8 protein-coding genes are annotated in these 12,722 nt (G+C 58.1%); 2 read left to right on the forward strand and 6 right to left on the reverse strand.

What is annotated here, in order from left to right; translation table 11 throughout:
• Window positions 1-2 precede the first annotated feature (2 nt).
• Complete coding sequence (locus OPIT5_06050) at window positions 3-95, forward strand: hypothetical protein (protein ID AHF94122.1); 93 nt, start codon at window positions 3-5, stop codon at window positions 93-95.
• 106 nt (window positions 96-201) lie between these two features.
• Here OPIT5_06050 and OPIT5_06055 read toward each other — a convergent pair whose 3' ends face one another.
• Window positions 202-1,230, reverse strand: coding sequence for a hypothetical protein (locus OPIT5_06055; protein AHF89859.1), 1,029 nt, complete (start codon window positions 1,228-1,230; stop codon window positions 202-204).
• Window positions 1,227-1,847 (reverse strand): hypothetical protein, encoded by a 621-nt coding sequence (locus OPIT5_06060; protein AHF89860.1) that lies wholly within the window; start codon window positions 1,845-1,847, stop codon window positions 1,227-1,229. Before OPIT5_06060 ends, OPIT5_06055 begins: the two co-directional genes overlap by 4 nt.
• Before the next feature lie 430 nt (window positions 1,848-2,277).
• Here OPIT5_06060 and OPIT5_06065 point away from each other — a divergent pair, with 430 nt between their 5' ends.
• On the forward strand, window positions 2,278-7,011 hold the full coding sequence (locus OPIT5_06065; protein ID AHF94123.1) for a hypothetical protein: 4,734 nt from the start codon (window positions 2,278-2,280) through the stop codon (window positions 7,009-7,011).
• A gap of 171 nt (window positions 7,012-7,182) precedes the next feature.
• Here OPIT5_06065 and OPIT5_06070 read toward each other — a convergent pair whose 3' ends face one another.
• The 4 genes from OPIT5_06070 to OPIT5_06085 all read right to left on the reverse strand — a co-directional run bounded on the left by OPIT5_06070 (window position 7,183) and on the right by OPIT5_06085 (window position 12,722).
• Entirely contained in the window at window positions 7,183-8,532 is a 1,350-nt protein-coding gene (locus OPIT5_06070) for a hypothetical protein (protein AHF94124.1), read from the reverse strand.
• 190 nt (window positions 8,533-8,722) lie between these two features.
• Window positions 8,723-9,277, reverse strand: a complete 555-nt coding sequence (locus OPIT5_06075; protein AHF94125.1) for a hypothetical protein — start codon at window positions 9,275-9,277, stop codon at window positions 8,723-8,725.
• Between the two features lie 164 nt (window positions 9,278-9,441).
• Complete coding sequence (locus OPIT5_06080) at window positions 9,442-10,956, reverse strand: ATP-dependent DNA helicase (GenBank protein ID AHF89861.1); 1,515 nt, start codon at window positions 10,954-10,956, stop codon at window positions 9,442-9,444.
• Entirely contained in the window at window positions 10,953-12,722 is a 1,770-nt protein-coding gene (locus OPIT5_06085; GenBank protein ID AHF89862.1) for an ATP-dependent OLD family endonuclease, read from the reverse strand. The genes OPIT5_06080 and OPIT5_06085 overlap by 4 nt, the downstream gene beginning before the upstream one ends.

Below are 12,722 nucleotides of genomic sequence, written 5' to 3' on the forward strand. Positions count from 1 at the left end.
GCATGCCCGAGCAGCATGAGCCGTCTGAATTTGGCGAAAGCCTGAATTCGTCCGACTTCCGCCTCATAATGAGCGGACAAAATGCCAACATCTAGGCCAAAGAACTCGCCGCAGGATTTGCTGTGCCGCCTTGGCGAAGGCATCGAAAAGACGTGTCCATGTGTCGATGGCTGCCGCAGATTAGATATCCGACACGGCAACTCAGGATTTGCTCTCTCTACGATTGATGGCGGCTTCCAGCGTGCGCAGGCGCTCAACGATTTCCGCCCACGCACGCGGACGCCCGAAGAACATTTCCTGCATCGCCCGATAGTCGTCCTGCAAAGTCGCCAACCGGTAATCTGGCGGAACCAAGCGGAAGGTCCCTGGCACTGCCGTGCTGTATTTCGCCCAGCCGGCAGCGAAGAACACCTGCTTGTGTTCGACGACGCGGGCACGAAGATCGTCGCGCCCGAGAGCGTCAGCGGCGTTGGCGTGGTCTGCCAAGGCCGCGAGATCGGCGTAGTGACGGGAGAACCGCGTAGGCGTCGCTTTTGATTCCTCGCGATGTGCTTCCGCATGGAGGATGGTCGCCTTTTCCCAGAAGGTGCGCTCAATGGATAGCACTTTTATGGCGACCCCCGAATCGGTGATAGTATCGGGATAGACTTCGGCCACATAGGGGAGAATCGTCTTTTCTTCCGCCGGCCACGCGTCCGAGCGCGCGCCAAATTCAATCTTCACTTCGCGCCGAACGTAAGCCTGCGGGCTGTCTTCTCCGAGCGTGCTGGGATATTTGAAATGCAGGGTTTGGGGATCGTCGGCATCAATCGCGATGGTCCAGCCGTCTGGGCCCAAAACTCCGGCCGCCCGCGTCCGCAAGGCTGGCAGTATCTCCGCATTGATTTTTTCCGCGCACGCTGCGGCAAGGTTTTCAATGCCGGCCCGCTGTTTTTTGCCCGATATGGCATTCTCCGGATCGCGCGAGCCAGTGAAGCCAAGCCAGTCGCGGCTGAGGGAGACGTCAATGTCTTCGGAGAATCGCGCGATGGCTTTCCAGACTTTCGACAGGGATGTGCCTCCTTTGAAAATCAAGTGCTCCCCAATGCCCGGCAGAGTAAAAAGCTGGTGCAGCATCCAGCAGACCCAAAAATCTTTTTCGACTATGACCTCGCCGAAACCGAGTTTCTGTGAGGCCGCGCGATAAAGTTCGGCGCGTTGCAGAGGCGTCAGGCGAAGAACCGAGTTCATGTGGTGACGGGAGCGGTGATTTGCCGAACCAAGGGTTGCATCCAAGCCGGCAATTGAGGGGCGAGAACAACCAAATCTGATTTCGTGGTGGGATCGAGTTGAGCGCGAAGTTGAGTTATTAGGGCTGGCGTCATTCCGGAGGCGCGCAAGTGACGGATGGCTTGGATAACGGTGCCCGCCGGTTTCCCTGCGCCAAGCAAGTTGCGAGGAGCGGAACGCCGAAAGTCCAAGGTCAGTTTGTCCAATTGGATTTTCCGAGAAATCCCATTGGTCAGGATCACAATTTTGGCAGGCACCTGATCCGACAGATGAAGTTGGTTAGCCGCATAGGCACCGGAAACCTGCCATTGGGCGCCGCTATCCTGCATGATGCGACGCACTAAATCCATCGGATCGGGGGCTGTCTGTCCGAGCAAGGGATGGGATCGAGGGCGATCGTAGAACCCCCGGCGAACCCGGCGCAATTCGCCGCGCTTGACCAGTCTCTCCAGAGCCTTCCGGACGGCTGCGGGACTGCCAAGGTGCGTGAACGTCTTGGCTGAAAAGGTGGAGGCATGTTTCGTAGCCTTCACCGATTTCAGGATCAAATTATCAACACTGGAGGTAGTTGATCGCATTACTATGTCACAAAAACTAGTAATTTTTTGTGACAAAACAAAAGAAAAATCTATAGGCATTCGTTGTTAATTCGCCGACCTAGAAGCTAAGATGCGCTGTTCGGAAGGGCGTGCGGGTTCAAGTCCCGCCTCGGGCACCAGTTGAGAGGAAAGCGAAATACCGAACACGGATCACCCACAAAACACCCCGCTCTAAAACGCGTTCCGATAACGAGTGCATTTTTAGCTATAAGTCGGCCTTCCGCGTGTTCATTCTGGAAATTCCAAGAGTTTTTCAGCCCTCCCTTGTTTGATTACCCGTGGCTATCGTTAAGCCGGCCCCTCGATCGCCAAACACCCAGCCGTCGGCACAACCCGCTCAGGTAGGACAGATTGCTTCAGGATTGATTTCGGATTGTTCGCTGCGAAGACCACCTTCCAAGATATTTAAATGGGCAAACAACCGCCGCGCACGTTCAAGGGCTGGCCAAAACTGCAAGATATGCTGCAGGCACTTGAGCCGTCTGGCCCTGCCGGATTCGAAGGTTTGGTCGCAGTCTTGCTCGAAGCCGTTACAAAAAAGAAGTTCGCCGTTGCGAGTAGCGGGCGCCAGCCGCTGGGCGACGCCACTGCCACCGATTTCTCAATAGCGGTTCAAACAAAGCGCTACCGAGATACGACCACCTTGGCCCCCGAGGAAGTGGTCACGGATTTTTGGAAAATCCGCGATGCCGCATCCTCTCGGCTGGACGTCTATGTGATCGTCCTTACCCGCGCCCACTCCCAGTTGCGTGATGCCTTGGCGAAGCTGGAAGAAGTGGCAGGAGTGGATATCGTGGTGATCGAGCTTGCACGGGAAGAGGCCAGCGATCTCGGCGCGCTCTGTGTGAGTCATTGGTCCACGATCTTCTCGTTTTTCCCACAACAGACGTCTGAGTTTCTTGCTTGGGTCGAAGCCAGCGCAGCCGCTCCAGACGTTTGTCGACGCACGGCACAAGTTGCGGACGCTCTCACGACGAGCCTTCGAACTTGGAATCATTTCCAACACTTGGCCGCACAATTTCTCCGCCGCCGCTTCCGGCCCGACCAAACGAGCGGGGCTGAGGCAGGGGTTTACGTTCAACTGGACAGCGCGGTGGATCGCCGCGAGGTCACGGGGATATTGCTCGATTGGTGGGAAAAAGCGGCCAAGCCAAACGCCTATATTGAGGCGGAGGAGGGTTGCGGGAAATCCTGGGTGGCCGCCGGACTCGCTGATAAGCTCAGTTCGGAAGTTAAAGGCACCGCCGTTCTTTGGCTCGAGAGCTTGGATTGGGCGGGTTGCGCCGATTTGGACGCGCTGCTTTTCGCCGGCGTGCGTAAGCTCCTAGGCCCCGGAGATCGCCGAATTCCTGTTTATTCCGCCAAGATTCTTCGGGTTTGGTCGAAACCGGTGCTGCTAATTCTCGACGGCGTAAACGAAAGCGGGTGCCTGGAAGCCGCTCAACGTTTGCTCCGGGAGTATTCGTCACACGCAGAGACGCTGCGCCATCATGTACGGCTACTCTTCACAACACGGCCGTTGGACCGTTACGAAGCATTCCACGGGAGGTCTTGGGCTCAGGCACACAAGGTGGAACTGCACGGCTTCAACGACGAAGAGTTCGCCGAAGCACTTGCTCGCCTTGCGCCCGGGATTTCGTTGGCGGACATCCCGGAAAACGTCAGAGTGATCGCCGCCACTCCCCGACTCTTCCGCCTTGCTCTTCGGTTACGGGAAAAACTGCGAGACTTGGGCCAACTCGACAAGCCGCTGCTCCTTTTCGCCGACTTGATCGACAAGCTTGAACAACAGGACAGGCAAACGCGGCGCATCTACGGATCGTCTCGCTCGCAAGTGGAATCAGCGGAGGCCACCCTAGCTCATTTAGCCCGTCAAATCGTTCCGGGCTCGCAAGGGCACTTCGAGCTATCACTCGAAAAAGTTCGCACCTGCTTCCACGACTATGACCGGATACGCGAGGATCTGGAGGAACAGCGGATCATTCTTGGCAGGCACGGTCCTGCGCTCCGGGTTAACCGAGACCATGTGGTGCTCGGCTTCGCCCTGCACCTGCTGCAAGTGGCGGAAGTCAACGCGCACAAAGACGTTGGTGTGCTACAGGACCTTCTCGTGAAGGAGCTTGAGCCCAACCGGGAGGACGATCTCCGAACAGAGGCGGTCTTCGTCGCGACTCTCCTTACCCTTCTCAAGCCTCCGCAGTCTTTGCCCAATTGGAGAAATCCGCGACAGGCCTTGCTGGCCTTGTGGACCGGCGGGCACAACGCGGATCGCACGCGGGAACGCCTCCTGTTCTGGGCGCACACCGATTTGGAGGCCTACGGAGGCATGATCGAGTGGATGTTCTCCCGCTATCTTTCCGGCACGCAAGACACAGACCTGATTCTGCCGATTGCACGCCGATGGAAGGAGCACGGGGCGAGTGACGTGGCAATGACCGGGCTTATACATCGCTGGCTGCATCTGGTTTTTCCGCGTATTCGTGATGAGGATACTCCTGAAGAGGCTCAAAAGCGTGCGCGTCTACCCGTAGTGGACCACCATGAGCAGCTTCGACTGAGCTTCACGGCAATCTCGATTTTATCCCTGCGGCCCGAGCTCGCCATGTTGGCCTCTTTGGCCAGCAGCATGGCCACTTGTGAGCTTTGCTCGGTCACGGAGGAAACCAACGGTCGTTCCTACAAATCCCGGCTGAAAAGCCCATACGAGAATGTGGCCTTGTTGATGAGATGGGGATATACGGAGGCCGTCCTTCCGGAGCTTACGCGCATGGCGGAAACAACAGACGACACTGCATTACGAGAGGGGTTGGGAGTTCTCGGCAGAAGCCTGGCCTTGGCGGAAATCCCGCTCGTTCTGCACAAGAAACGGGAGGAGCCTCATTGGAACATCTCGGAAGTGACACCGGCCTCCGAGTTTCGAAGCTTGCAGTTATGGCTCAGTAAAGAGGATCGCGATTTGGAATGGCCAGGCATCTGCCACTGGGGACGCTTCGCCGCCTATCCGGAGCACACGCTCAATCCTTCGGAAGTGCGTCGATTGGTGGACATACTCGATGGCGCTCTTTTAGCCGCGCCAGCGGGTGCACAACAGGCGCATCATCTTCACAACCTATGGCCCGAACTCATTCCTTGGCTCGCCCGTTTCGGATCAAAAGAGGACCTAGCACGGCTGACTGTCGGCTATTGGCGGCACGCCTTCTCGATTCAGAATCCTAACGAAGCGGTCTTCGGGAGTCATATCGTGCCTCTTTCGGAGAAGGGGCTGCTTCGTCTGGCCGACCATGCAGCGTTGTATCTCGAAGAAAAAACATCCCGACGAGACCTGTCCTACTGCCTTACAAGCATCCTTGAGCTCGTCATCATCGGCGGAAGTCCGAAGGCAATTATGCGATGGCTGGAGCTGGGACTACGAGCCAGGCCCGATCCTCGCTACGATGCCTGGGAAATCCTGCCGGTTCCTTACATGCTGCAGAAGGTAGCCTGCCCCGAACTGGCGCGCTTGGTGTGGGGTAAGTTTGAAGCCGCACAGAAAAACGCTTCGGACGAAAGTTGCGTTCGGGCGGCGACCTACTGGCTAGGAATCTACGCTTACGCAGCCAGCAGGGACCACACGGCTGTGACCACGGCTACCGCTCTAGAACAACTGCGAACCTTGGAAACGGGACACCCGTGGACCAAGCTCCTCCTCCGAATCGTGGTGCGACATGCTTCTCCTCTGCTGATCAACGCATTTTTCATCGAAGCGAGCCTGAGCCGTCACCTGCTGGATGGCTCCCTCGCCCGCGATTTCTACTGGTTCCTTCGCGTTCCCGATGACTGGCAGATGCCGATATCTTGCCGTGAACTGATCGCCAAATACCCTGCGGAGCTGGCAGCCAACTTAGTGGACTGGATGTCGGACGAGGAACAAATTGCTTACGCGCGAGGCATCGGCGAAGCGGCTCTCCGTAAGGTCGAGGGAAGAGCAACACAAGTTGATCCGCTCTATCGTCCGCGTTGGATCACCGCCATGGATGGCAATGTGGAGGGCTGGACCATCCGAGAAATTGAAACTGGTTCCGGTCGCTCACACAGCGCCCTGAGCACGGTTTGGGGCATCGACCGAAACGACAGCTCCCTGTTCAAAGCTTTGAAAGAACATGCCGAGGGTAAGCCCGTTGCCGAAGAGAAAGTGGATCGACTGAACGAGGCACTTGATCGAGCGTCCTCACACTACGAAGAGCTACCCGACCGACATCTGACCTTCTTCGCGTCCGCAGCCGCCTTGGAAACGTGGGCACGTCTGGTTCCTGATGAGTTCTGCCGTTTCGCGATAGCCTTGACCGCCGCATTGGAAGCCGCGCCGGAACACTTTTTCGAGCTGGCTTCATTTTGTTCTGCTGTCCGGCGCATATGGAGCAGGCTCGACTTGGAGGCCGCTTGCGCGGTCGGTGTAGAAGGCTTTGGACGGAAACAGCGGGAAAGCCGAGTAGGCGTATGGGTCTTGGGCGCCGTTCCCGAAGATTGCTTCTCACTCTTCAGCATCGAAGACAGTCCCCGAGCGGAGAGCTGGCGCCTCCGCGCACTAGAAGAGTGCGGCAATGATCAAGACATCCTGCGCTGTGTCATCGCCGCGATGTTAGGCGGAAGCATCGAATGGCTGAGAATTCAGGCACGAACGCGCTACGCGAGCGCTCCGTTAGGGAAGGAGCGTGGGTTGGCGGTGAGCATCCTTGCTTTCGGAGGAGCATCCGATGACGAACCTCGGTTGAAGCATCTTGAGGAGAGCGATCCATCACTTCTTGTTCGTGATCAGGCAAAGTGGGCTCGAAAAGTGTTGCGCGAAAGATTGGTGGCAGAGGCGTTGTGGCAGGACATCTGCGAGCTGGTCCGCACTGCGACGGCGGACTGCGCAGAGGTGGCGGCCATGCTCATCGTTCTCGATCCGATCATGCAGCCCACGGCGATCGCTTGGACTCGCCCGCCGGCGATGGTCCCGGAAGTCGCCGCGCTTGTTACGTCCTTCTGGCAAAATTGGTCTGATCGCCGCGGCACGGAAGGGGAAAAAGAAATCGGCCGCAGAAAGCCTAAGGACTTCTGTCGCGGAGAAAAGGTCAATGACGTGTCTGCGCGTATGGCACCGTGGTGGAAGCCGTGCAGTTGAAGGGCAGGCAAGCTGCCACTTACCTACGCAACATTTGGCAATCCTCTACTCCCGGCCGCCGGGCGCGGCTACGCGCATCAATTTGATCGGACGCTACGTGACTGCATGCGCATGCGTTGGCTTTGTGCGAACGCTCACAGCCGAAGCTGGGCTTGGACGTCGCGTTAGCGGTTAATCGAAGGCACCAGGAAATGAGTTCCGCTCGGCCATCAATCCCCTCAATTGTTCGGTGTCGGGCCGACGGGTATTCGATCCTTTGCGGATCCAGAATTCGTTGCGGATCACGTCCGAACAGGGTTTGCGCTTGGCTTCCTCGACACGGATGCGGACGACCCGTTTATCTCGGACGCGGACGATGTCCACCCGGACGCCTGGCATAGCGCTAACCCGATCGAGCACGGTCTTCCGTATCTCTGCGCAATAGTTCTTCGCGCACTCATCTAGGGATTTTCTTTCGTCCTTGGGCGTCGCATCCCAGAGTTCTTTGTCGATACCGTCGACCTCCCCATAGTCATTCACCCCGATGAAGATCGTGCCGCCTAGTGTGTTGGCGAATGCCACGACGGTGCGAACCACTTCATCAATTTTGTCCGAGGTCAGTTTAATGAAGGGTTTCAATTCAGTGGTTTCCCCTTCTCCGGCATCAATCTCGATAGCCGGGTCACCTTCCGCAACTTTTGCATGCTGCGGAAAGAGGATGCGCTGTTTTCGGGTGCACCGATGTGGATTCTCGATAAAAAAATCCGTGACGATCGAATCGCGGCGGACGAGCCACATGGCCACCTGATCCGCGGTTGGCGGTCGTGCTACAACGACAGAATCTCCCGCGATCGGATGCGCGAAGGTCTCGACGAGGTTGCCGTCGCTTGAGTGCCAAACCTCCGACAACTCGATGGGCATCGCGTCCGAACTGCCCTTGATCGCGACTCGGAGGCTGTCTTCGCTCTCAAGGTTGAATGCGCCCAGCCGGGGACCGGCGAGCGGCACTTCGATCAGAATGCTGCCGAGTCGACCATCGCTACTGCCGTGGAACGGCCGGAGCGGCACCCAAGCCCGCACCGCCTGTTCCACGGTTTCGAAGGCGGGCTGACCATAAACGACCAGAGGGCCGGCAGAACTCAAGTGCCCACGGTGGCGCGTCGCGAGTTCGATCAGGTATTTCGGAGCCGACTCCAAGTCTTCAGCGGCCACCAGTTCCATCGAGGCCGTGTTATTCACCTCCACGGGAAAACCCTTGAGAACCTCGAACGATGTCGAGATCGCAGCCTGCTCGAATTGGTGCAGCAGGTTTCTCGCTGAAATCGATTCCTGTGCGAGGCGGAGTTCGCCATACGTCTGGAGCAACGGAACCACCGGCGAGCCCGAGTTTGCCCCGTAGTGCGCGATGATGAGTTCGTTTCGGTCTGGCGCCTTCCGTTGAGAGAGCGCGACGCGGGCGTTCAATGTCCTCTCTAGGTCACACAATCCGGGCAAGGCTAGCCGTTCTGCCAACGTTTTAAGAGGAACGTTGCTTTCTCTCATGCGTCTGCGAAGTGATGCACCCCGGCTCGTGAGGGCTTGTTCTGATGGGTGGTGATCATGGTGAGTAACAGTGACGCCGGGATACCCCTTTGCCGAGACGTTTCTCTTCTAATCACGTCACCTTCAGGTGTAGTTCATGGTGTATGGAGTCCTGCCCACTTTTTCGCGGGTTTCAACTCAGCCGCTTGTGTTACCTGCCTCTTGCACGCGGTCGATCGTGCATCCCGGTTTCGGGCTCTTCGTCGAACGCCCTGGCTTGATCCAGCAGTCGGTCATAGGTCATAACGTCCACCTCGGCCTGGGTCAGATAAGCGGACTTTTTCCCTAATTCCGCTTTAGATAAAGAGTCTCTCCTGCCGATCACGATGTGATAGTCCCATACGATCCATTGGCACGGATCGTAAAGTGGCATCCCGGTGGTGTCGGTTGGCTCCTCTCCTTTCCGACCGAAGACCAGCTCCCGCTGGCTGAATACCTTGGCCAGCTCTCGGAGAACCTCTTCCCGATGCTTTTCCACGAAGATCTTCCAGGCTGAGATTTGGGCGAGCGCACCGTTGAATCGTTTGGCGGCAACGCCGTTCTGGGTAAAAAGCCGCTCTCCCGGCGGCTCCAGTTCGACGAAATGGAAACAGCAGGCGCCTGAGAACGCACCAAAAGCAACGAAGTCCGCCACAAAATCGGTCCCAAACTTAAACTGGCTGATCACCTGGTTCGGATAAACAATCCCATGCAGGCATGCGGACAAAACGAGCGGATGCTTCGTCAGCCAGCGTTGCACTGGACGTTCGGTTGACGCCCGATTGAGTGTCGCGCGAAAACTCTTTTCCAGTTGTGCCACCGTCTCGACTCATGGAGATCCCTATTCGATACGGCAAGCCCGGGCACGCGCATCGCGCCAAGCTCACGCGATCAAATCACGAAAAGCGGCGACACCTCATGCGTAGGCAGAACCAGCGCAAGCTGACGCACGGGCCGGCTCAGTGCGACATACAGCAGGCATCGATGCTGCGGCTTGTCCGCGAAGTGCGCCTTATCGCACGGTAAAACCAGCACACGGTCGCACTCCAATCCCTTCGCCTTGTGAACCGTGCTGATCGCCTTCCTAGGTGGCGCGGGACGCATGGCGGAGCGCCGTCGCGTAAGTTCAGCATGGCCCTGCGCCATGTCGGGGAAACCGCCAAGTTGAATCGCTTCGCGATATTCCCGCTGATGGTCTATTTTGATACCGGAAAATGCCGCCTCCTCCGCCGCAAGCTCCTCCACGCGATGGAGCATGGTAGCCACCCCATTATGTGTGGGGTCGGCAAGCACCATGCGGGCGAGCTCCTGTATGAACGCAGGCTTGCCACGTCGAGGCTTGCTTGCCCCGGTCCTCACCTCCTCCGCGAACGGATTGCCAAATGCGCTCGCGGAGAAACCCACGGCGACACGATCAAGAAATGCCAACACGGCCGCTGCCACCTCTGCGGGCTTCCCCGCGTGAGCCGTCACTGTCCGAACGAGAACGTCGAGAGCCCCACGAGTATGCCCCTCCCAAATCGGCAATCTGCGGTTGAAGACACCACGCAGGCAACCGACCGTCCGGTTTTGCGGAGCCAACACGAGGAGCGCGCCCTCCGGATCGAGGAATTTGTCGATGGGCACGCGCTCTTTTCCATCCAATCGATAATTTCCGTAACCCGAGGCGTAATTGTCCGCTCGAAAAACCGTGAGTCCCGCCGGCAGCTTGCCGCGCAGGTCGATGGGCCTATCTGCCCGCAACATCTCGCGAGCATGCTGAATCCATTCACCCAATTGAGGTGCTGCTTTTTCCCACCGTCGCCCGACATCGAGCCGCTCGGCGGCTTGAGCCTCCGCGCAAAGGGCCTTCCACTGTGCTTGCGCTGCGGTGAATTCATCCTTTTTCCCGTAAATGCTCTGCATCGGATCGCCGAAGATTCGTAAACGCGCACCGGCGTCCCGCAGCTTCATGACCAACCCATGTTGATGTGCGCTCGAATCCTGATGCTCGTCACAAAGGACGACGGGATACCGCCGGACCAACGCAGCGGCAATTTGCGGTGCCCGGCCGACTAATTGATCCACCCGCTGCGCCACTTGATCGTAACCATCATCCGATTGCCGCGCCCATGCACTCACATCCGCCGGGAGATCAATTGCACGATGATAGGCAGTGCCGATCTCCACGATGAGGCTGTCAATGGTGCGGATCTCCGCGTCCTGTGTGCCCGAGAGCCGCTTGGCGATGACATCGCAGGCGGCATGGGTGTGAGTTAAAATAAGCATCCGGCCCGGCCGCAGCCCGGCCGCGCAGGCGCCGGCAAAGGTCGCCGCTTGGTAAGTCTTGCCACATCCGGCCGGCGCTTCCACGACGACGAGACATGCGTCCGAGCGAAGTGCGTCTGCGGCGCTCTTTTCACTCATGCCGTCAAATCCTCGATCGCCGACAACCCTGAGCTTGTGCGGATCGCATTGAGGAACGGCAAAATCACGGGCTTCAGCTGCGGCCACAATTTCATCACCATGACCTTGTCAGCCAGTTCGTAACCGCCTCGACGGGACTTAAACCACGATTGCGCGTGCGCCTGATAGGATCGCTTAACGGACTTTTCCGCCCCCTTCTTATCATCCGGGACAGTTCCGCAGCAGGCCTCGACCATCACTCTGCGCAGATCCACTCCCGCCTTCGCCGAAATCACGGCAAAACTCTTGTCCTCTAATCCGAGCCGATCAGCGAGCGTGCGCAACCGGACACCCGTCAACTGGTCCTCGGAGTCACGGATAAATGCCTCGATCTGGGTATCATCGAGGCAGGCAATAATCTCCTCTTCCAAACAGCCCTTTTCCCATCGGCAGAGTTTGTCGCCGAGGTTCTTTTTGGTTTCGGCCCACCGGCCGGAATGCAAGCCCTCGTTGTCGGCCATTCCGCCAAAGGCTAGCCCTGCCTTGCCCAATGCTTGGAGAAGGTCGAGCGCCCCCTCGTTGCTGCCAGCATCGGTGATATGGATGCCGTGGTCAGCAAGCGGAACGTCGATTGTTCTCTTGAGCAAAGCGGCCACGAATCCAACCTCCGTCGCACCTTCCGCGACCACGGTGAAACGGGACAAAAAAGCCTCCGGATCCTTGAGCAACTGCCGCTGGAGCGCCGCACCGGCGAGCGGCCCGATGTTTCCGCCAGCATCGAGATACCAAAACGCGCAACCTTCGGCTGCCTCCAAGGCCGCCGCGCTATGGGTGGTTACAAAAACCTGAGATGTCGCGTCCTTCAACGCACGGACCAACTTACGCTGACGATAGCATTCCAATCCGCGTTCCAATTCATCCACCAATGTGATGGGCGAACGATCATGCAATGCCCCGGCGATAGTAAGCGATGCCAGCCGACGCGTTCCGGCACCCCAGCTGACAAGCGGCAGTGACGTGCTTCCTTTCGGCGCGGTGAGCCCGATCAAAGCGTTTAACGACATGCCGGCTCCGCCGGTGATACCAAGGCCCAGCGGTTCCGGCAGGGCATTTCCTTTGAATGCGGTGTTCAATTGCCCGAGCGCCTTTTTGGCATTTTCGGCGAGCAGTTCGTCCACGGGATCGTCCGCGAGTTCGCGCGCCGCTCGCGCCCGAAATCCCTTGTCATCGAGCATTCGGTCGAGTGCGGAACCTTGCACCAAGCGAAGATCACGATCGTTGCGGTCTTCGCCGGAAAGCCGCACCAAGCCAATGGCACGCCGGAGCGTAGCCGGCAGCGAATTGGTCTCGTTGTCGGGTTGAACCACCTCATAAGCGAGTTCGAGATCGGCGGTGCCCCGCACGCGGAACCGGTAGACAGGTTCGCCACCGGTGGCGCCTTCGACAGCCGCCGGCACGATGTCCTTGCCGTCCCAATGCCAAGGCCAATTCATCTGTTTCTGATGGCTGACCGGAATCCCATCTGAGAGTGAGAGAATACCCTCGATCAAAAACTCCTTCTCGACATCACGCTCCCAATAGTCGGTGTCGCTGATCGAATAGCTCGCGTTGGGGCTGAGCAGGAGCGCGATAGCTTCGAGAATGGTTGTCTTGCCTGCATCGCCTCCACCGAGGACGAAATTAACGCCCGGCACCGGATCCCACGTCAACGACTTGATGCCACGGAACCGCTCTATGGTCAAACGTTTGAGAGTCGTAGGTTTTGAGGGGGTAGCCGAGGCGCTCAT

Source organism: Opitutaceae bacterium TAV5, assembly GCA_000242935.3.
Classification (GTDB): Bacteria; Verrucomicrobiota; Verrucomicrobiia; order Opitutales; family Opitutaceae; genus Geminisphaera.